The sequence below is a fragment of the Micromonospora mirobrigensis genome, assembly GCF_900091555.1.
In the GTDB taxonomy this organism is placed as follows: domain Bacteria; phylum Actinomycetota; class Actinomycetes; order Mycobacteriales; family Micromonosporaceae; genus Micromonospora; species Micromonospora mirobrigensis.
Genome location: NZ_FMCX01000008.1, coordinates 212,663 through 232,385 on the forward strand (window position 1 = coordinate 212,663; position 19,723 = coordinate 232,385).

A 19,723-nucleotide genomic window follows, 5' to 3' on the forward strand; every position below is an offset into this window, starting at 1 on the left:
CGCGGTCGCCGATGCCCGCCACTCACGTTGTCCCCGGTGCGGTCTTCGTCCCGCCGGCCACACGCCCCGGTCGCGTGTCGTTGGACAGATGTTCCGCAGTCCGTAGAGGGTCGGCCGGCAGGTCGATCCGGAGGAGAGACTAGCCTGATGGGCGTGACACGCCGCGCGAAGATCGTCTGCACTCTCGGCCCCGCCACCTCGTCCCCGGAGCGGATCCGCGGACTCGTCGAGGCGGGCATGAACGTGGCGAGGCTCAACTTCAGCCACGGCGCCCACGCCGACCACGAGTCGGTGTACCGGCTGGTCCGCGAGGCGGCCGACGCCGCCGGCCACCCGGTGGCGATCCTGGCCGACCTCCAGGGCCCGAAGATCCGGCTGGGGAAGTTCGCCGACGGCCCGCACGAGTGGCGTACCGGCGACTCGGTGGTGATCACCAGCGACGACATCCTGGGCACCAAGGAGCGGGTCTCCTGCACCTACCGGAAGCTGCCGCAGGAGGTGAAGCCGGGTGACCGGCTGCTGATCGACGACGGCCGGGTGGCCGTCGAGGTCAGCGACGTCACCGGCAACGACATCCGGGTGCTGGTCACCGAGGGTGGCCCGGTCTCCAACAACAAGGGCGTCTCGCTGCCGAACGTGGCGGTAAGCGTGCCGGCGATGTCGGAGAAGGACGCCGCGGACCTGCGCTTCGCCCTCGGCCTGGGCGTCGACCTGATCGCGCTCTCCTTCGTCCGCTCGGCGGACGACATCAAGCTCGTCCACGCGATCATGGACGAGGAGGGCGTCCGCCGCCCGGTGCTGGCCAAGGTCGAGAAGCCCGAGGCGGTCGACAACCTCGAGGCGATCGTGCTGGCCTTCGACGGGGTGATGGTGGCCCGCGGTGACCTGGGCGTCGAGCTGCCGCTGGACCAGGTCCCGCTGGTGCAGAAGCGCGCCGTGCAGCTGTGCCGGGAGAACGCCAAGCCGGTCATCGTGGCCACCCAGATGCTCGACTCCATGATCGAGAATTCCCGGCCGACCCGCGCCGAGGCCTCGGACGTGGCCAACGCGGTGCTCGACGGCGCCGACGCGGTGATGCTCTCCGGCGAGACCAGCGTGGGCAAGTACCCGGTGCTCACGGTCAGCACCATGGCCAAGATCATCACCACCACGGAGGCCGGCTCGATCGGCGTGCCGCGGTTGCAGCACGACCCGCGTACGCACGGCGGCGCGCTCACCATCGGTGCGTCCTCGATCGCCCGGGCCATCGGCGCCAAGGCGCTGGTCGCCTTCTCGCAGACCGGTGACACCGTCAAGCGGCTGGCCCGGCTGCACTGCGACCTGCCGCTGCTGGCCTTCACCCCGGTGCCGGAGGTGCGCAACCAGCTCGCCCTCTGCTGGGGCGTGGAGACCTTCCTGATGCCGTTCGTCGAGCACACCGACGACATGTTCCGCCAGGTCGACCAGGCGCTGCTCGGCCTGAACCGGGCCAACCCGGGCGACTACGTGGTGATCGTGGCGGGCAGCCCGCCCGGCACCCCGGGCTCCACCAACACCCTGCGGGTGCACCAGCTCGGCTCGCTCGTCGACGCGGCATCGGCCCGGGCTCTTCAGTGAGCGCGAGGAGTGAGCCGGGGTTGCGAGCCCCGCAGTCGCGAACAAGGGCTCTTCAGTGAGCGACGTTGCGGTCGGCCAGGCGGCCGTGGACCAGCTCCTCGAGGTGCTCGACCTGGAGCACACCGGGGAGATGACCTTCCGGGGGATGAGCCCGCCCGTCGGCCCGCAGCGGGTCTACGGCGGGCAGGTCGCCGGGCAGGCCCTGGTCGCGGCCGGCCGCACCGTCGACCCGGAGCGGTTCGTGCACTCGCTGCACGGCTACTTCGTCCGCCCCGGCGACCCCGCCGAGCCGATCGAGTACCAGGTGGAGAACGTCCGGGACGGCCGCTCCTTCTCGGTCCGCCGTTCGGTGGCGTTGCAGCACGACAAGCCGATCTTCTTCATGTCCGCGTCGTTCCAGCGCCAGGAGGAGGGGCTGGACCACCAGGCCCCGACCCCGGTCGACGTGCCGGGACCGGACGAGGTCCCGACCATGACCGAGCGGCTCTCCCGCTATCCGGAGCGGCTCGGCATCTGGGGCCAGATCCCGCGCCCGATCGACGTCCGCTACGTCGGCGAGCCCGGCTGGGTACGCCCCGGCGACCGGCCGGCCGAGCCGCGCCAGCGGGTCTGGATGCGCATCGACGGCAAGCTGCCCGACGATCCGCTGCTGCACGCCTGCGCCCTGGCGTACGCCTCGGATCTGACCCTGCTGGACTCGGTGCTCTCCGTGCACGGCGAGGTGTGGGGGCCCGGGGGAGTGGTCGGGGCGAGCCTGGACCACGCGCTCTGGTTCCACCGGCCGTTCCGGGCCGACGAGTGGTTCCTCTACGACTGCTGGAGCCCGTCGGCCTCCGGCGCCCGGGGCCTGGCCACCGGGCGGATGTTCACCACCGACGGCCGGCACATCGCCAGCGCCGTCCAGGAGGGCCTGCTGCGCCGGGTCGGCGGCTGACCGTACCCCCTCGGTCGGCCGGTCGGCGGAGGGTCGCCGGACCGGGCGGCCGATCCGCCGTCTAACCTTGCCGCATGCGTCTCTCCGCCCGGGTCGACTACGCCCTCCGCGCGGCCGCCGAGCTTGCGGCGGTCGCCGACGGCACGGCCACCGGCGGGCGCAGCCGGCCGGTCACCGCGGAGCAGATCGCCCGGGCCCAGGAGATCCCGCCGAAGTTCCTGGAGAGCATCCTGCTCCAGCTGCGCCGGGGCGGCATCGTGCACGCCCAGCGTGGCCCGGAGGGCGGCTACTGGCTGGCCCGCCCGGCGGCGGAGATCTCCCTGGCGGAGGTGATCAGGGTGATCGACGGGCCGTTGGCGCACGTGCGGGGCCAGCGCCCCGAGCAGCTCGGCTACCAGGGCGCCGCCCGGTCGTTGCAGGACGTCTGGATCGCCCTGCGGGCCAGCGAGCGGGAGATCCTGGAGCAGGTCAGCATCGCCGACGTGGCCGGCGGCACCCTGCCGGGCCGGGTCAGCGAGCTGGCCGCCGACCCGCGCGCCTGGAGCTGACCGCCCGCGTCCGACCCGGGCGCCCACGCGGTGGCCCGCGTCCCACCCACCGATCAGGGGCTTGACCGGTGGCCCACCATGCCGCATTGTCGACCAAGTCGATAGGAGATCCCTAGAAGTCGGGGAGTGCTCGTGCGCAAACTGCTGATCCTCGCCCTGGTCGGGCTGGCCGCCCAGCTGGTCGACGGCGCCCTCGGCATGGCGTACGGGTTGACCTCGTCGACGCTGCTGCTGCTCGCCGGGGTCGCCCCGGCCGCCGCCTCCGCCTCGGTGCACCTGGCCGAGATCGGCACCACCCTCGCCGCGGGCGTCGCCCACTGGCGGTTCGGCAACGTCGACTGGCGGGTGGTCCGCCGGATCGCCCTGCCCGGCGCCGCCGGCGCCTTCGCCGGGGCCACCTTCCTCAGCTCGATCTCCACCGAGGCTGCCGCCCCCTGGATGGCCGGCATCCTGTTCACCCTCGGCGCGTACCTCCTGGTCCGCTTCTCCCGGCCGCTGCGCACCGACCGCGCCGCGGGCCGGCTGCGGACCCGCTTCCTCGGCCCGCTCGGCCTGGTCGCCGGCTTCGTCGACGCCACCGGCGGCGGGGGTTGGGGGCCGGTGGCGACGCCCGCGCTGCTGGTCTCCGGCCGGCTGGAGCCGCGCAAGGTGATCGGCTCGGTCGACACCTCCGAGTTCCTGGTGGCCGGCGCCGCCAGTCTCGGCTTCCTGATCGGGCTCGGCTCCGACGGCTTCCTGCTGCCCACCACGGCCGCCCTGCTGGTCGGCGGCCTGATCGCCGCGCCGGTGGCCGCCTGGCTGGTCCGCATCGTCCCGGCCCAGCTGCTCGGCGCCACCGTGGGCGGCGTGATCGTGCTGACCAACGCCCGCACCCTGATGCGCGCCGCCGACCTGGGCGGCGCCGCCCGCCCCGCGGTCTACGCCCTGCTCGCCGCCGGCTGGCTGGTCGCCGTGCTGCTGGCCGTGCGCGCGCTGCGCCGCACCCGCCAGGCCCGGGCCGTCGCCGCCGCCGCGCTCGCGGCCCCTGCCCCCACCGACCACCCCGTCCCGCTCGCCGCGGGCCAGGCCGGGCCGTCGCCCACGCTGGCCGCCGCCGACCGCTGACCACCCCGGGGTACGCCACCTGAGTGTGCGCCCCCGGCCCGGTCGCTCGTCCGCGCCGCTCTGCGGTCCGCGCCCTTCTGCGGTCCGTGCCGCTGCCGGTCCACGCTCTGCGGTCCGCGCTGGCTGACGGCCTGTGCTGCTGGTCGTTGCCCCGTGCTGGTCGGCGGTCCGCGCTCGTCACCCGGCCCGCGCTGCTCCCCGGCCGACACCTTGCGGTCCACCGCCTACCGAGCCCGGACGGAACGAGGAGTCGATCACGCTCCGTAACCCGGTTACCGCCGACATCGCGAACGAGCGTGATACCTCAGAGTCATCAATATTCCTCTCAGGTATCACGCTCGCGGAGAAGTTTTCCGGGCCGACGGCGCGGGGGCGACGGGCCACAGGGCGACCCGCCTCAGGGCGGCGGCGGCCACGTCGGCGGCGGCCGTAGCGCGACCAGTGAACGGGGCGACTGTCCGTGGGGCACCGGACCTCCGGATGCCCGACGCTGGGGCGATCGAGCCCACGGAGTGACCGGGCCGGTGGCTGGGCCCGCAGGTCAGAGGCCTCGAACGGGCGGGTCGGGACGACTGGGCGCCCGGTCCTGACGGCGAGCCACGGGTCGGTGCGGCGAGCCCCGGGCCGGTGGGGCGAAGCCCGGGCCGGGTCAGGGCGCGAGCAGCTCGTCGGCCGCGCTGCTCAGCAGCTGCCACGCCTCGTCCACGTGCGCCTCGGTGGTCGACGGCGAGCCGACCGCCAGCCGCAGCGCGTACCGGCCGGCGACCCGGGTGTGCGTCAGGTGCACCCGTCCGGTGGCGTTGACCCGGCTCAGCAACTCGGCGCTCGCCTCGTCCCCGGCGACCAGCCGGAAGCAGACCAGCGAGAACGGATACGCCGCCGCCAGCTCGAAGCGCTCGTCGCCGGCCACCCGTGCGGCGAACCGGTCGGCCAGCGCCACCCCGGAGCGGATGTGCGCCCGCAGCCCCTCCGCGCCGTACCAGCGCAGCACGAACCACAGTTTCAAGGCGCGGAACCGGCGGCCCAGCGGGACCTGCCAGTCCCGGTAGTCGATCACCGCGCCGGATTCGCTCGCCGCGTTGCGCAGGTACTCCGGCATCACCGTCAGCGCCTCGACCAGCTCGGCGCGGTCGGCCACCCAGAAGGCGTCACAGTCGAAGCCGGTGAGCAGCCACTTGTGCGGGTCGAAGCAGTACGAGTCGGCGCGCTCCAGCCCGGCGTGCGCCCAGCGCAGCTCCGGGCAGACCGCCGCCGCCCCGGCGTACGCGGCGTCGACGTGCAGCCAGACCCCGTACTCGGCGCAGATCTCGCCGATCTCCGGCAGCGGGTCCACCGCCGTGGTGGAGGTGGTGCCCACCGTCGCCACCACGATCGCCGGCACGTCCCCGGCGGCCAGGTCGGCCTCGATCGCGGCCCGCAGCGCCGTCGGGTCCATCGCCTGGCTCGCCGGGTCCACCTCGACCACGCGTACCCCCTCGGCGCCCAGCCCGGCGACCCGGGCGGCCTTCTCGATGGAGGAGTGACCCTGGGTGGAGGTGTAGGCGCGGTAGCGCCGGTCCAGACCGTCGGCGCGCCACCGACCCTTGCTCGCCCGGTGCAGCGCGGCCAGCGTGGCCACCAGGGTCGCCGAGGACGCCGAGTCCTGGATGACCCCGCCGCCCGCGCCGGTGGAGCGGAACCGCCCCGGCAGGTCCATCAGCTCGGCCAGCCAGTCCAGCATCACCGTCTCCAGCTCGGTGCAGGCCGGCCCGGTGGCCCAGAGCATCCCCTGCACACCGAGGGCGGCGCTGACCATGTCGCCGAGCACGCTGGGGCCACTGGTGTTGGCCGGGAAGTAGCCGAAGAAGCCCGGGTGTTGCCAGTGGGTCAACCCGGGGGTGACCAGGGCGTCCAGGTCGGCCAGCACGGCGTCCACCGGCTCGCCCCGCTCCGGCGCTGTGGGCGGCAACGCGGCGGCCACCGTGCCGGGCGGATCCTGGGAGGTCACCGGCCGCTCGCCGAGCGTCGACCAGTAGTCGGCGATCCAGTCGACCACCGCGTACCCCGCGCGGCGGAACTCCTCCGGGGTCATGTGCGCAGCCATGCCACGAGTCGATCAGGTCGACCGGCCCGGAGCAAGAGCCCGGGAGTCGTTGTGCGGCCACCGGGCACTGCCCTAGCATCGGCGGTACGCGGAGCCGAACCACGGACGTCGATGCGTCCGTCCCCCGTCGTTCAGCGCGGCGCAGCCGCGGGCCCAGGGCAGGCCGGCGTCGCAGCACGCCCCGCGCGCACCTCCTCCGGAGGCCACTTCCGTGCACCCCACCACAGCACGCCGTCGTACCCTGCTGCTCGCCGTGGCCGCGACAGGCACCCTCGCCGCCGCCGGCCTGACCACCGTGACCGCCTCCGCGGCCGCCGCCGGTTGCCGGGTCGACTACCGGGTGACCAACCAGTGGGGCGGCGGCTTCGGCGCCGACCTCACCGCCACCAACCTCGGTGACCCGCTGACCGGCTGGAGCCTCACCGGCGCGACCAGCCCGTCCCCCACGCCGACCAGCCCGCCGGCCGGGGCCAAGCAGGTGGAGAAGCTGGACCGGGGACTGATCAGCGTCCGCTCGGGCACCGGCAACCTGGTCTCCTGGCGGCTGCTCGGCACCGAGACCTCCGGGGTCGCCTTCAACCTCTACCGGGGCGCCACGAAGGTCAACGGCACACCGATCACCGGGGCCACCAGCTGGCTCGACGCCGGCGCGCCGGCCGGTGCCGCGTACACGGTGCGGGCCGTGGTGGGCGGCGCCGAACAGCCGGCCTCCGCCGCCGCGCTGCAGTTTCCCGCGGGCTACCTCGACGTGCCGATCCAGGCGCCGCCCGGCGGGACCACCCCGACCGGTGAGACGTACACCTACTCCGCCAACGACGCCAGCGTCGGCGACCTCGACGGCGACGGCCGCTACGAGATCGTGCTCAAGTGGGACCCCTCGAACAGCAAGGACAACTCCCAGAGCGGCTACACCGGCAACGTCCAGGTCGACGCCTACAGCCTGACCGGCAGCCGGTTGTGGCGCATCGACCTGGGCCGCAACATCCGCGCCGGCGCCCACTACACCCAGTTCCAGGTGTACGACTACGACGGCGACGGGGACGCCGAGGTGGCCATGAAGACCGCCGACGGCACCCGCTCCGGCACCGGCCAGGTGATCGGCTCCGCGACCGCCGACCACCGCAACTCCAGCGGCTACGTGCTCGCCGGCCCGGAGTACCTCACCATGTTCGACGGCCGCACCGGCGCCGCCCTGTCCACCGTCGACCACGACCCGCCGCGCGGCACCGTCTCGTCCTGGGGCGACTCGTACGGCAACCGGGTCGACCGGTTCCTCGCCGGCACCGCCTACCTGGACGGGCAGCGCCCCTCGCTGATCATGGCGCGCGGCTACTACACCAGGGCGGTGATCGCCGCCTGGGACTTCCGCGACGGCACGCTGCGCAGACGGTGGACCTTCGACTCCAACGCCAGCGGCAACGGCGCCGCCGCCGGTCAGGGCAACCATCAGCTCTCCGTCGCCGACGTCGACAACGACGGACGGCAGGAGATCGTGTACGGCGCGGTCGCCATCGACGACACCGGCCGGCTGCTGTGGTCCACCGGCAACGGCCACGGCGACGCCCTGCACGTCGGCGACCTCGACCCGTCCCGTGCCGGCCTGGAGGTCTTCAAGGTCGACGAGGACGCCAGCAAGCCCAGCTCCTGGCTGGCCGACGCCCGTACCGGCCAGATCCTCTGGCAGACCGCGCCCAACGGGGACAACGGCCGGGGCGTCTCGGACGACGTCTGGGCCGGCAGTCCCGGCGCCGAATCCTGGTCGGCGGCGGTCGACGGGCTGCGCGACACGAGGGGTCAGAACATCGGCCGCAAGCCGTCGTCGCAGAACTTCCTCGTCTGGTGGGACGGCGACCCCGTGCGTGAGCTGCTCGACCGGACCTACGTCAACAAGTACGCCCCGGCCGGTGACGCCCGGCTGCTCACCGGCAGCGGCGTCGCCTCGATCAACGGCACCAAGGCCACCCCGTCGCTCTCGGCCGACCTGTTCGGCGACTGGCGGGAGGAGATCGTCTGGCCGACCACCGACTCGCGGGCGCTGCGCATCTACAGCACGCCCCTGCCGACCGGCCTGCGGCTACCCACGCTGATGCACGACCCGCAGTACCGGGTGTCGATCGCCTGGCAGAACACCGCCTACAACCAGCCGCCGCACACCGGGTTCTTCCTGGGCGACGGCATGTCCACCCCGCCCGCGCCGAACATCTACCTGCGCTGAACCGACCGGGACGTGCCGTCCCGGAAAGGCAGGCACCGGGCCGCCGGCCGCGGAATCCGCACAGCCGGCGGCCCGGTGCACCACACCGCGGCATCCCCGACCCGTCCCGACCGGGAATGCCGTACCACCACCGAGGACAAAGCTATTCGTCCCACGCGTCGCGGGGGTGACGGCGTTGTGAAGGCTGTGTTTCGCCCGCCCCCGAACGCCGTGAGCTGCGTCACCGGCGCAGCGAACCGCCCGCCACGTGCTCGGCGACCAGCTCGAAGGATCGGACCCGGTCGGCCACGTCGTACACCATCGTGGTGAGCATCAGCTCGTCCGCGCCGGTCCGCTCCACCAGCTCACCGAGCTGCCGGGCCACCGTCTGCGGCGAGCCCAACGCCTGACCGAACCGCCGGCCCTCGACGAACTCCCGCTCGATATCGGTGTACGGGTAGGCCGCCGCCTCCTCCGGCGAGGCCAGCGGCTCGGGCCGCCCCGAGCGCAGCTTCAGGAAGGACAGCCCGCTCGGGCCGGCCAACCACTCGGCCCGCTCGTCGGTCTCGGCGCAGACCACGTTGACCGCGACCATCGCGTACGGCCGGTCCAGCCACTGCGACGGCCGGAAGCTCTGCCGGTAGAGCTGCAACGCGGGCAGCGTGTTCTGCGCGCTGAAGTGGTGCGCGAACGAGAACGGCAACCCGAGCAGGCCGGCCAGTTGGGCGCTGAACCCGCTGGAGCCCAGCAGCCACACCGCGGGGGACTGGCCCAGCCCCGGCGTCGCGGTGATCGGGCCCGGCTGCTCGCCGCTGAAGTAGTTCATCAGGTCCGCCAGCTCGCGGGGGAAGCCCTCCGCCGACAGCCCCTCCATGGTCCGGCGCAGCGCCAGCGCGGTCACCTGGTCGGTGCCCGGCGCGCGGCCGATGCCCAGGTCGATCCGCCCCGGGTGCAGCGCCTCCAGGGTGCCGAACTGCTCGGCCACCACCAGCGGCGCGTGGTTGGGCAGCATCACCCCGCCCGACCCGAGCCGGATGGTGCTCGTGTTGGCGGCGAGGTGGGCGAGGAGCACCGCCGGCGCGGAGGACGCGATGGCCGGCATGTTGTGGTGCTCGGCCACCCAGAAACGGCGGTAGCCCAGCTCCTCGGTGCGTCGGGCCAGCTCGGTGGTGTGCCGCAGGGCCTCACCGGCGGAACCGGCGGCGGCGACCGGGGCAAGGTCGAGGACAGACATCGGTACGTCGATCACACGTCTGGCCAACGCCACCCACGTCCGAATTGTTCCGGCCGCCGCCCACATCACACTCCGGTGCCCCGGTCAGCCCATGCCGCGCGCCTGCTCGAAGATCAAACTCGTCTGGGTGTGCTGCACCACCGGATCCACCGCCAGGTGGTCCAGCACGAAGTCCCGCAGCGCGTCACCCGACGCGGCCCGCACGTGCAGCACGTAGTCCTCCGCACCGGCCACGTGGAACACCGACACCACCCCGGGCAGCCGCACCGACCGGGCCCGGAACGCGTCCACCGCCGCCCGCTCGTGCGCGGTCAAGCGCACCGAGACCAGCGCCTGCAACGGCAGACCCACGGCGGCCGGATCCACCTCGGCGTGGATGCCGCGGATCGCCCCGCACTCACGCAGCGCCCGGGTCCGGGTCAGGCAGGTCGACGGCGCCACCCCCACCCGCTCGGCGAGGGCGTTGTTCGGCAGGCGGCCGTCCACGGCCAGCTCGGTCAGGATCGCGCGGTCGACGTCGTCCAGGGCGGCAAACGGCCGCACATCGTTCGGTGCGAGGGGCATCCCGCCATCATTCTCCGAACATCCTTCCGCCGAAAGACACGGACGAGAATCTTCTACGGATATGTTGCCCTGCGTGCGGCGCATGTTCGACGCTTCCGGGCATGACGACCCTGGACACCCGAGCCGTGCACGCCGGACGCGACGACCTGTCCGCGCTCGGGGTCCACGTGCCGCCCATCGACCTCTCCACCACCAACCCACTGCCCTCCGTCGACGCCGGCGGCGACGCGTACGAACTGCTGGCCACCGGCGGCACCCTGCCCGCCGACGGCACCAGCGCCGTCTACCAGCGGCTCTGGAACCCCACCGTGGCCCGCTTCGAGACCGCGCTGGCCGAACTCGAAGGCACCACCGACGCCGTCGCCTTCGCCAGCGGCATGGCCGCCCTCACCGCCGCCCTGCTTGCCGCCACCCGCGACGGGAAGCGGCACGTCGTCGCCGTCCGGCCGCTCTACGGCGGCACCGACCACGTGCTCGCCACCGGCCTGCTCGGCACCGAGGTCAGCTGGGCACGGCCGGCCGAGGTCGCCGCCGCCGTCCGCCCCGACACCGCGCTGGTGATCGTCGAGACCCCGGCCAACCCCACCCTCGACCTGGTCGACCTCACCGCCCTCGCCGAGGCCGCCGGCGACGTCCCGCTGCTGGTCGACAACACCGTCGCCACCCCCGTCCTCCAGCAGCCCGCCCGGCACGGCGCCGCACTCGTGCTGCACAGCGCCACCAAGAGCATCGGCGGCCACGGCGACGTGCTCGCCGGGGTGATCGCCTGCGACGCCGGCTGGGCCGCCCGACTCCGCCAGGTCCGCGCCGTCACCGGCGCCGTCCTGCACCCGCTCGGGGCGTACCTGCTGCACCGCGGCCTGCAGACCCTGCCGCTGCGGGTCCGCGCCCAGTCCGCCGGCGCGGAGAAGCTCGCCGCCTGGCTCGCCGGCCACCAGGCCGTGCAGCGGGTGCACCACCCCAGCGTGGCGGACCCGGCCGGGCTGGTCGGCCGGCAGATGTCCGGCACCGGCAGCCTGCTCGCCTTCGAGGTACGCGGCGGCAGCTCCGCCGCGGCGACGGTCGCCAACAGCTGCTCGCTGATCACCCACGCGGTGTCGCTCGGCGGGGTCGACACGCTGATCCAGCACCCGGCGTCGCTGACCCACCGGCCGGTCGAGGGGGAGGCCAAACCGGGTGGGGGACTGCTGCGGATCTCCGTCGGGCTGGAGGACCCGGAGGACCTGCGGGCGGACCTGGCGCGGGCGCTCGCCGCGATCTGATCGGCTGGGCGGTGGGTGCCGGCCGACCCCGGTAGCTGCGGCACTCGCCGGGAGATCGTTTCTGTTCCGGCCCGGGTCAGGACTTGGGGCCGACATGGCGGTCGAGGGCGGCGACCGCCTCCCGGCGGGCCACCGACAGGGACCACGGTTGGTTCATCCGCCAGGAGATGCCCAGCAGGTCGAGAGCCCACTGACAGAGACCCATGATGTCCATGGACCGGTTGGAGAACATGTACCTGGGATAGACGTACTCCTTGCCCCGGGTGACCACCCGGTTGCTGACTCGGCAGCCGTCGGAGTGGAAGAGGCCACGGAGGAAGTGGCCGGGGTGCGCCGAGAGGATCTCGCGCTGCCAGTCGGTCAGCACGATCGGGCGGTGGTGCTTCATACCCGGTCCGTGCTGCGGGAGCAGGCAGGGCCAATGGGTTGCTGTGCTCTGCACCGCGACGCAGCCCTGCTTCTGGATCCGCTGGACCTTTTTCGCGAGGACGGCCCGCATCGCCTCGTCACAGGCATCCATCAGACTGGGCCACGCGTCGGCGCAGTAGATCCGTAGGACCGGCACCCGGTCGGTGGTGACCAGATGGCCGTCTCCCAGGTAGAGGCCGAGCAGGTACGCGTACGCCGCCGGGTCGGGCGGAGGCTCCTGCTCCGGCCGGCACCGGAAGCAGCGGACGGCGCTGCCGAACACTGCTGGCTCGGGTCGATCGACACACCAGTGCCAGACCGTGGTGTACGGCAGGGAGAGGGAGCGGGCCACCGAATGGATGTTGTGGCCCCGGGCGCGGAGGGCGCGGGCGCGAGCCCGCATCTCGGGTGGATGCACCCGGGCATCATCGAACAGGTGTGTGACAAAAGTGCCGGGAGCGGGACTCGAACCCGCAAGCCCTTTCGGGCAGAAGTGTTTGAGACTTCCGTGTATTCCGTTCCACCATCCCGGCGAGTTGCCGCAACTGTACCCGACTAGGCTCATGCGGGAGCATGGGTGGTAGCCGTGCCGGGATCGATGGTGGGAGTGGCTCGTGGCCGAGACGCAGACGGATGCCGAGCGCAGGCGGGTACTGATCGCCGAGGACGAGGCGCTGATCCGACTGGACCTGGCCGAGATGCTGGTCGAGGAGGGTTACGAGGTCGTCGGCGAGGCCGGTGACGGCGAGACCGCCGTGCGGCTGGCCGAGGAACTGAAGCCGGATCTGGTCATCCTCGACATCAAGATGCCGATCATGGACGGGCTGGCCGCCGCCGAGCGGATCGCCGGCGCCCGGATCGCTCCGGTGATCATCCTGACCGCGTTCAGCCAGCGTGACCTGGTCGAGCGGGCCCGGGCGGCCGGCGCGATGGCGTACCTCGTGAAGCCGTTCCAGAAGAGCGACCTGGTGCCGGCGGTGGAGATCGCGCTGTCCCGCTACTCGGAGATCGCCGCGCTGGAGGCGGAGGTCGCCGGCCTGACCGACCGCTTGGAGATCCGCAAGACCGTCGAGCGGGCCAAGGGCGCGCTGATGACGACGTACGGGATGACCGAGCCCGAGGCGTTCAAGTGGATCCAGCGCACCGCGATGGACCACCGGATGACCATGAAGGAGGTCGCCGAGCGGATCCTCGCCGAGACCGCCGGCGGCGAGGTGGCCCAGCCGACCGCCTGACCGGCGCAGGCGTACCCGTTCGCGGGGCGTCGCGCAGCGGCGCGCGTCGATAGCATCGGGGCGTGCCCGTCCGTCGTGTGCTCGTGGTGCTCGGCCTGCTCGCCGGGCTGGTGGCCGGCTGTGTGTCGGCCGGGCCGCGACCGGGCGGCCGGCCGTCGCCGTCAGCGCCGGGCGGCGCATCGCCACCGGGTGCCGGATCGGCGCCGGCGGCGCCGCTGGACTGGCGGCCGTCGACCCTTCCGCCGCCGCCCGGCCCGGCCGGGCGGGCGATGCCGCGCGACGCGGTGGTCTGCGCCGGCCGCTGGTACGTGGTGGGCGCCCTCGCCGACCCCTCCGGCGCGACCCGTCCGGCCGCCTGGAGCAGCCCGGACGCCTCGACGTGGACGCCGCTGCGGATGACCGCCCGGTCGCCGTACGGGGCGGAGAACGTGCTGTCGGCGGTGGGCTGCCGGGACGGCCGGATCGCGGCGGTCGGGGCGAAGAGCGGTGGCGTGCACGGCAATCCGCGGGTGAGCAGCTGGCGGCAGGTGGCCGACGGCTCGCTGGTGGAGGTGCCGGCGGAGTTCGAGCTGTTCGGCGGCCCGGACGCGGTGAACGTGGGCCGGATCGTCGGTGGCCGGCGGGGCTGGCTGATCGCGGGCAACCGGGCGTCCGGGGCGGCGGCCTGGCTGTCCCTGGACGCGACCGGTTTCGGCCTGGTCAGCGGCGTACCCGGATTGGCGGTCGACGGGGCGGGCCGGCCGTGGGCGGCGGACGCGGCGGCGGTGCCGGGGGGTTGGCTGCTGGTGGGTTCGGTGCTGCCGGCGGGCCGCGCGGACGTCGATCCGGCGGTCTGGGCCTCGGCGGACGGCCGGGTCTGGCGGCGGGAGGTGCTCTCCACCGACGGGGTCCCGGAGGACCTGCAGCGGGTGGTCCCGGCAGGGGAGCGGCTGGTGGCGGTCGGCCGGCGCGGCGCCGGTTTCGGCGCCTGGGTGGCCGGTGCGGACGGCTGGCGGGCGGCGGGTGGCTTCGGCCGGGCGGCCGGCGGGGCGCCGCCGCGGGTGCTCGGCTTGGCGGCGGTCTCCGGCGGGGTGCTGGTGGCCGGGTCGGACGGTGCGGCGGCGTCGCTCTGGTTCAGCACGGACGGTGACGGTTGGTCGGGTCGCCGGGCGCCGGTGGCGCTGCCGGCGGGTGCGGACGCGACGGTGGCGCTGGCCGGCTCCGGTGACCGGGTGCTGCTGCTGGTCGACGGCGGTGCGGGCGGGGGGGTCTGGACGGCGCGGTTGCCGGCCGGGTGAGGCGCCGGCGCCGGGCTTCGAGAAACCGAGAATTGTCGCTCTCCGTTGTTTCCGGCACGTGTCGGATCCCCGATTTTCCCGTTGCGTGAGAGCGCGTGTTACAGCATCGCCGTCGATGCGGCCACTCAACGTAACGGTTAGGTCAACCCCGGTTCGCAGGTATTCCGGCGTGCCCCGCCGGTGGGATAACGTCCCGGCCCAGACCGGGATCGCGGTCGGTCCGGCCTACCCCTCGCAAGGTCCAATCTGCGCTGGGTGGTCCGGGCCTTCGGACGGAGGAGGGTACGAGCCGTGAGGCAGAAGCTCGCACGGGTGCTCGGTGGTGTGGCCATCAGCGCGCTCGTTATCAGCGGCGCCGCCGCGTGTAAGGCCGACAGTGGTAACGAGGGTGGCGGCAGCTCGGCCGCCTGCGATCTGAAGATCGGTTTCTTCGGCCCGCTGACCGGTGACGCCGCGGGTCTCGGTATCCACATGCGCAACGGCACCAAGCTCGCGATCGACCAGTACAACAAGGACAACGCGGACTGCAAGGTCAACCTTCAGGAGTACGACTCGCAGGGTGACCCGGCCAAGGCGCCGGCGCTGGCCCAGCAGGCGGTCGGCGACAACAAGGTCGTGGGCATCATCGGGCCGGCGTTCTCCGGTGAGTCCGAGGTGGCCGACCCGATCTTCGACGAGGCCGGTCTGCCGATCATCACGCCGTCGGCGACCCGTCCGAGCCTGAGCACCAAGGGCTGGAAGATCTTCCACCGGGGCGTCGGTAACGACACCTCGCAGGGCCCGGCCGCCGGCCGTTACATCAAGAACGTGCTGAAGGCCGACAAGGTGTACGTCGTCGACGACCAGTCGGCGTACGGCGCGGGCCTGGTGGACGAGGTCAAGAAGGTCCTCGGCACCGTGGCGGGCGAGGACAAGATCCAGGTCAAGCAGACCAACTTCTCCGCGGTCGTGACCAAGATCGTCAGCAGTGGCGCGACCACGCTCTTCTTCGGTGGCTACTACACCGAGGCGGGCCTGCTGCTCAAGCAGCTGAAGGGTGCCGGCTGGAAGGGCACCATGGTCGCCGGTGACGGCGTGAACGACGCCAACTTCATCAAGGTCGCCGGCCAGCAGGTCGCCGAGGGCACCATCCTCACCTGCCCCTGCGCCCCGGCCACCGCCGCGAAGGGCTCCTTCGTCAGCGACTACAAGGCCGCGTTCGACAACGCCGAGCCGGGCACCTACGCCGACGTGTCGTACGACATCACGAAGATCTTCCTCGAGGGCATCAAGGACGGTAAGTCGACCCGCAGCGACCTGCTGAACTTCGTCAACGGCTACAACAAGGCCGGCGGCGCCACCGGCGTCACCTACAAGTTCGAGTCCAACGGTGAGCTGGACCCGGCGCAGGTGATCGTCTGGGCGTTCAAGGTGAACGCGGGCAAGGTCGTCCCGGACATCGAGATCCCGAAGGCCTGACCGGATAACCGGTCCCGGCAGGGATACCAGACGGCGCGGCCGGGAGTTCGCCTCCCGGCCGCACTGTTTGGCCGCACAGTTGGAGCCCCCACGTGAACTTCGATGAGCTGTTCGGGAACTTCCCGACGCTGACCATCACCGGGCTGGAACAGGGCGCGATCTACGCGCTCGTGGCCCTCGGTTACACCCTCGTCTACGGCGTCCTGCGCCTGATCAACTTTGCTCACTCCGAGGTCTTCATGGTCGGGACCTTCGCCACCCTGTGGACCTGGCAGTTCCTCGGCTACGACCAGAACTCCGCCGCTCCGGCCTTCGGGCCGCTGCTGGTGGCGATCATCGCTGGCCTGCTGGTGGCGGCGGCGGCCTCCGCGCTGACGGCGGTGACGGTCGAGCTGGTGGCGTACCGGCCGTTGCGCCGGCGCAACGCTCCGCCGCTGGCCTTCCTCATCACCGCGATCGGCGCGTCGTTCGTGCTGGCCGAGTCGTTCGGCATCGGTACCGAGCGGGCCCCGTTCGGTATGCCCACCCTGATCCCGCAGGAGACCCTCTTCACGGTCTTCGGCGCCGGGGTGACCAACCTCCAGATGTTGATCCTCGGCATCACCCTGGTGATGATGGTCGGGCTGGACCAGTTCGTGAACCGCAGCCGGCTGGGCCGGGGCATCCGGGCCGTGGCTCAGGACGCCGACACGGCGGCCCTGATGGGGGTCAACAAGAACCGGGTGATCCTGCTGGTCTTCGTCCTCGGTGGCATCATGGCCGGTGTGGGCGCCCTGCTCTGGGACGTCCGGTACGGCTTCACCAAGTTCAACATCGGCTTCCTGCTCGGGCTCAAGGCCTTCGCGGCCGCGGTGCTCGGCGGCATCGGCAACCTGCGCGGGGCGCTGCTCGGCGGCCTGCTGCTCGGCCTGGCGGAGAACTACGCCGCCGGCCTGTTCGGCGGCGAGTGGAAGGACTTCACCGGTTTCGTGCTGCTGATCGTGCTGCTGATGTTCCGCCCGACGGGTCTGCTCGGCGAATCTCTCGGGAGGGCGCGCGCATGACCGCCACCGTGAACGACAAGCGCTCCGCGGGGATCAGGACCCGCTGGGCGGCGATGCCCAAGCAGGTCCGCTGGGTCGCCGTCGCGGCGTTGATCGTCTTCCTGTACGTCCTGCCCAACAAGTGGTTCTACGAGTACCTGGGCTTCCCGATCGGCAGCAAGTACTTCGCGCTGTACACCACCAGCTCGGACTTCGCCGGTGTCCTCTTCGACACCTCGGTCTTCGTCCTGCTGGCGGTCGGCCTGAACGTGGTGGTCGGCTTCGCCGGCCTGCTCGACCTCGGCTACTTCGGCTTCTACGCGCTCGGCGCGTACACGGTGGCGTTGCTGACCTCGCCGGAGAGCCGGTTCGGCACGAACTGGCCGTGGCTGGCGGCGGTGCCGCTGGCGGTGATGGTCGCGATGATCTCGGGCGTCATCCTCGGCGGTCCGACGCTGCGGCTGCGCGGCGACTACCTGGCCATCGTGACGCTCGGCTTCGCCGAGATGATCCGGCTCTACGCCGCGCGGCAGGACGGTCTGCTCCAGGGCCAACGGGGCATCCCGGCGATCCCGCACCCGCCGGGCACCGGCTCGGACGGCAAGCCGCTGTTCGGGGTGGCCGACTCCAAGCCGTACTACTGGCTGATGCTCACGCTGATCCTGGTGGTGCTGGTGCTGATCCGGAACCTGGCCAACAGCCGGGTCGGCCGGGCCTGGGTGGCGATCCGGGAGGACGAGGACGCCGCCGAGATCATGGGCGTGCCGACCTTCAAGTACAAGCTGTGGGCGTTCGCGATCGGGGCGGCCGTGGCCGGTCTGACCGGCGCGATCTTCGCCGGCAAACAGACGTTCATCAACTCCGACCAGTTCGTGCTGGAGAGCTCCATCCTGGTGCTTGCCGCGGTCATCCTCGGTGGCGCCGGCAACATCAAGGGCGCCATCGTCGGCGGTGCCATCACCTGGTACCTACCGGAGTGGCTGCGCGGCGCCGGTGACCTGGTCGGGGTGGAGTTCAACGCGTCCGAGTACCGGATCCTGATCTTCGGTCTCGTGGTCATCGTCATGATGATCTTCCGCCCGCAGGGCATCGTGCCCAACCGGCGGCGCGCGGCCGAGATCGAGGATCGGCGTAAGGAAGCGGTTCCCCAGGAGACGGTGCCCAATGAGTGAGCCGCAGATGCACAGCGAGCGGGACGAGACCAGCCAGCGGGACATCGCCGACGACGGTCGCAGCACCGTCGGCACCCCGCCGGCCGCCGGCGCGGACAAGCCGGTCGAGCCCACCCCGGGCGAGACGGCGCCGGCCGGTCGGGAGCCGCTGCTGGAGGTCGACCACGTCACCCTCCGCTTCGGCGGTGTGGTGGCCCTCGACGACGTCGCCTTCACCCTCTACAAGGGCGAGATCCTCGGCCTGATCGGCCCGAACGGCGCCGGCAAGACCACCTGCTTCAACGCGATGACGGGTGTCTACCGGCCCACCGAGGGGGAGATCCGGTTCGCCGGGCAGCGGATCAACGGCAGGCGCCGGTCCTGGATCACCAAGTCCGGCATCGCCCGGACGTTCCAGAACATCCGGCTCTTCCCGGAGATGACGGCGCTGGAGAACGTGATGGTGGGCGCGGACGCCCACCACAAGACCAGCGTCATCGCCGCGATGCTGCGGCTGCCGCGGCACTGGCGGGAGGAGCGGGAGGGCCGGGAGAAGGCGTACGAGCTGCTGCGCTTCGTCGGCATCGAGCGCCGCGCCGGTGACCTGTCCCGCAACCTCTCCTACGGCGAGCAGCGCCGGCTGGAGATCGCCCGGGCGCTGGCCACCAACCCCACCCTGCTCTGCCTGGACGAGCCGGCCGCCGGCTTCACCCCGGCGGAGAAGGAGGAGTTGAACGTCCTGATCCGTAAGATCCGGGACAACGGCACCACGGTGCTGCTGATCGAGCACGACATGCGCCTGGTGATGGGCGTGACCGATCGGATCGTGGTGCTGGAGTTCGGCAAGAAGATCGCCGAGGGCCTGCCGGCCGAGGTCCGCGAGGACCCGAAGGTGATCGCCGCGTACCTGGGGGTGCCGACCGATGCTGCTTGAGATCAACGACCTGACCCTGCTCTACGGCCGGATCCAGGCGCTGCACGGGATCAGCCTCACCGTCAACGAGGGTGAGGTGGTGGCCCTGATCGGCGCGAACGGCGCCGGCAAGACCACCACCATGCGGGCCATCTCCGGGCTGCGCCCGGTGGCGTCCGGCTCGATCGTCTTCGACGGCACCGACGTCACCCGGATGCGGGCCGACCTGCGGGTGGTCCGGGGCATCGGGCAGGCGCCCGAGGGCCGGGGCGTCTTCCCCGGTATGTCGGTGGTGGAGAACCTGGAGATGGGGGCGTACACCCGCCGGGACAAGGGCGGCATCGCCGACGACCTGAAGATGGTCATGGACCTCTTCCCCCGGCTGGCCGAGCGGCGCAAGCAGGCCGGTGGCACGCTCTCCGGCGGCGAGCAGCAGATGCTGGCGGTGGGCCGGGCCCTGATGGCCCGTCCCCGGCTGCTGCTGCTCGACGAGCCGTCGATGGGGCTCGCCCCGAAGCTGATCCAGCAGATCTTCGAGATCATCACCCGGATCAACGAGCAGGGCACCACCATCCTGCTGGTCGAGCAGAACGCCCAGCAGGCGCTCTCCCGCGCCCACCGGGGCTACGTGCTGGAGACCGGCCGGATCGTCAAGGAGGGCACCGGCCGGGACCTGCTGCACGACCCGGCGGTCAAGGAGGCGTACCTCGGCGTGGCCTGAGGTCGTACCGTCGCGGCCG

General features: G+C 72.3%; 17 protein-coding genes and 1 tRNA gene. 13 read left to right on the forward strand and 5 right to left on the reverse strand.

Translation table 11 applies throughout. The annotated features are described in order from the left end of the window. The first annotated feature begins 147 nt into the window (after positions 1-147). From pyk to GA0070564_RS24365, 4 genes are all read left to right on the forward strand, one after another. The gene (gene pyk, locus GA0070564_RS24350) at positions 148-1,596 is read left to right on the forward strand and encodes a pyruvate kinase (RefSeq protein ID WP_091613411.1); all 1,449 of its coding nucleotides are present in this window, start codon (positions 148-150) and stop codon (positions 1,594-1,596) included. A gap of 55 nt (positions 1,597-1,651) precedes the next feature. Continuing rightward, entirely contained in the window at positions 1,652-2,530 is an 879-nt protein-coding gene (locus tag GA0070564_RS24355) for an acyl-CoA thioesterase (protein ID WP_091613414.1), read from the forward strand. A 74-nt stretch (positions 2,531-2,604) separates the two neighbouring features. Beyond that, positions 2,605-3,078 carry an RrF2 family transcriptional regulator gene (locus GA0070564_RS24360; RefSeq protein ID WP_091613417.1) on the forward strand — a complete coding sequence of 158 codons (474 nt, stop codon included), beginning with the start codon at positions 2,605-2,607 and terminating at the stop codon, positions 3,076-3,078. A gap of 132 nt (positions 3,079-3,210) precedes the next feature. Next, positions 3,211-4,182, forward strand: a complete 972-nt coding sequence (locus GA0070564_RS24365) for a sulfite exporter TauE/SafE family protein (protein ID WP_091613681.1) — start codon at positions 3,211-3,213, stop codon at positions 4,180-4,182. Positions 4,183-4,831: 649 nt separating this feature from the next. On the opposite strand, the gene GA0070564_RS24370 is transcribed toward GA0070564_RS24365, so the two are convergent. Continuing rightward, the gene (locus GA0070564_RS24370; RefSeq protein WP_245670202.1) at positions 4,832-6,265 is read right to left on the reverse strand and encodes a pyridoxal-dependent decarboxylase; all 1,434 of its coding nucleotides are present in this window, start codon (positions 6,263-6,265) and stop codon (positions 4,832-4,834) included. A gap of 211 nt (positions 6,266-6,476) precedes the next feature. Here GA0070564_RS24370 and GA0070564_RS24375 point away from each other — a divergent pair, with 211 nt between their 5' ends. Beyond that, positions 6,477-8,480 (forward strand): rhamnogalacturonan lyase family protein, encoded by a 2,004-nt coding sequence (locus GA0070564_RS24375; protein ID WP_091613426.1) that lies wholly within the window; start codon positions 6,477-6,479, stop codon positions 8,478-8,480. 220 nt (positions 8,481-8,700) lie between these two features. Here the strand turns inward: GA0070564_RS24375 and GA0070564_RS24380 are convergent, their stop codons facing one another. Both GA0070564_RS24380 and GA0070564_RS24385 read right to left on the reverse strand, forming a co-directional pair. Beyond that, positions 8,701-9,693 carry an LLM class flavin-dependent oxidoreductase gene (locus GA0070564_RS24380; RefSeq protein WP_176730821.1) on the reverse strand — a complete coding sequence of 331 codons (993 nt, stop codon included), beginning with the start codon at positions 9,691-9,693 and terminating at the stop codon, positions 8,701-8,703. An 84-nt stretch (positions 9,694-9,777) separates the two neighbouring features. Beyond that, the gene (locus GA0070564_RS24385; RefSeq protein ID WP_091613431.1) at positions 9,778-10,257 is read right to left on the reverse strand and encodes an Lrp/AsnC family transcriptional regulator; all 480 of its coding nucleotides are present in this window, start codon (positions 10,255-10,257) and stop codon (positions 9,778-9,780) included. Positions 10,258-10,358: 101 nt separating this feature from the next. On the opposite strand from GA0070564_RS24385, the gene GA0070564_RS24390 reads away from it, so the two are divergent. Beyond that, positions 10,359-11,519 carry a trans-sulfuration enzyme family protein gene (locus GA0070564_RS24390; RefSeq protein WP_091613434.1) on the forward strand — a complete coding sequence of 387 codons (1,161 nt, stop codon included), beginning with the start codon at positions 10,359-10,361 and terminating at the stop codon, positions 11,517-11,519. Between the two features lie 76 nt (positions 11,520-11,595). Here the strand turns inward: GA0070564_RS24390 and GA0070564_RS24395 are convergent, their stop codons facing one another. Continuing rightward, positions 11,596-12,345 (reverse strand): transcriptional regulator, encoded by a 750-nt coding sequence (locus GA0070564_RS24395; protein WP_091613438.1) that lies wholly within the window; start codon positions 12,343-12,345, stop codon positions 11,596-11,598. Between the two features lie 32 nt (positions 12,346-12,377). After that, a tRNA-Leu gene (locus GA0070564_RS24400) sits at positions 12,378-12,460 on the reverse strand. An 81-nt stretch (positions 12,461-12,541) separates the two neighbouring features. On the opposite strand from GA0070564_RS24400, the gene GA0070564_RS24405 reads away from it, so the two are divergent. From GA0070564_RS24405 to GA0070564_RS24435, 7 genes are all read left to right on the forward strand, one after another. Next, positions 12,542-13,162 carry an ANTAR domain-containing response regulator gene (locus tag GA0070564_RS24405; RefSeq protein ID WP_091613442.1) on the forward strand — a complete coding sequence of 207 codons (621 nt, stop codon included), beginning with the start codon at positions 12,542-12,544 and terminating at the stop codon, positions 13,160-13,162. Between the two features lie 62 nt (positions 13,163-13,224). Next, positions 13,225-14,439 carry a hypothetical protein gene (locus tag GA0070564_RS24410; protein WP_141714856.1) on the forward strand — a complete coding sequence of 405 codons (1,215 nt, stop codon included), beginning with the start codon at positions 13,225-13,227 and terminating at the stop codon, positions 14,437-14,439. A gap of 291 nt (positions 14,440-14,730) precedes the next feature. Then, complete coding sequence (locus tag GA0070564_RS24415) at positions 14,731-15,897, forward strand: branched-chain amino acid ABC transporter substrate-binding protein (protein ID WP_091613451.1); 1,167 nt, start codon at positions 14,731-14,733, stop codon at positions 15,895-15,897. Between the two features lie 92 nt (positions 15,898-15,989). After that, positions 15,990-16,940 (forward strand): branched-chain amino acid ABC transporter permease, encoded by a 951-nt coding sequence (locus tag GA0070564_RS24420; RefSeq protein ID WP_091613454.1) that lies wholly within the window; start codon positions 15,990-15,992, stop codon positions 16,938-16,940. Next, positions 16,937-18,091 carry a branched-chain amino acid ABC transporter permease gene (locus GA0070564_RS24425; protein ID WP_091613458.1) on the forward strand — a complete coding sequence of 385 codons (1,155 nt, stop codon included), beginning with the start codon at positions 16,937-16,939 and terminating at the stop codon, positions 18,089-18,091. The genes GA0070564_RS24420 and GA0070564_RS24425 overlap by 4 nt, the downstream gene beginning before the upstream one ends. After that, entirely contained in the window at positions 18,084-19,004 is a 921-nt protein-coding gene (locus GA0070564_RS24430) for an ABC transporter ATP-binding protein (RefSeq protein ID WP_176730822.1), read from the forward strand. The genes GA0070564_RS24425 and GA0070564_RS24430 overlap by 8 nt, the downstream gene beginning before the upstream one ends. After that, positions 18,994-19,704, forward strand: coding sequence for an ABC transporter ATP-binding protein (locus GA0070564_RS24435; RefSeq protein ID WP_091613463.1), 711 nt, complete (start codon positions 18,994-18,996; stop codon positions 19,702-19,704). The genes GA0070564_RS24430 and GA0070564_RS24435 overlap by 11 nt, the downstream gene beginning before the upstream one ends. The last annotated feature ends 19 nt before the right edge of the window (positions 19,705-19,723 follow it).

Excerpts from the sequence above, each read along its gene's own strand:
- GA0070564_RS24380 (WP_176730821.1), bottom strand. The coding sequence starts at position 9,693 with ATGTCTGTCCTCGACCTTGCCCCGGTCGCCGCCGCCGGTTCCGCCGGT.
- GA0070564_RS24360 (WP_091613417.1), top strand. The coding sequence starts at position 2,605 with ATGCGTCTCTCCGCCCGGGTCGACTACGCCCTCCGCGCGGCCGCCGAG.
- GA0070564_RS24425 (WP_091613458.1), top strand. The coding sequence starts at position 16,937 with ATGACCGCCACCGTGAACGACAAGCGCTCCGCGGGGATCAGGACCCGC.
- GA0070564_RS24430 (WP_176730822.1), top strand. The coding sequence starts at position 18,084 with ATGAGTGAGCCGCAGATGCACAGCGAGCGGGACGAGACCAGCCAGCGG.
- GA0070564_RS24390 (WP_091613434.1), top strand. The coding sequence starts at position 10,359 with ATGACGACCCTGGACACCCGAGCCGTGCACGCCGGACGCGACGACCTG.
- pyk (WP_091613411.1), top strand. The coding sequence starts at position 148 with ATGGGCGTGACACGCCGCGCGAAGATCGTCTGCACTCTCGGCCCCGCC.
- GA0070564_RS24385 (WP_091613431.1), bottom strand. The coding sequence starts at position 10,257 with ATGCCCCTCGCACCGAACGATGTGCGGCCGTTTGCCGCCCTGGACGAC.
- GA0070564_RS24435 (WP_091613463.1), top strand. The coding sequence starts at position 18,994 with ATGCTGCTTGAGATCAACGACCTGACCCTGCTCTACGGCCGGATCCAG.
- GA0070564_RS24370 (WP_245670202.1), bottom strand. The coding sequence starts at position 6,265 with ATGGCTGCGCACATGACCCCGGAGGAGTTCCGCCGCGCGGGGTACGCG.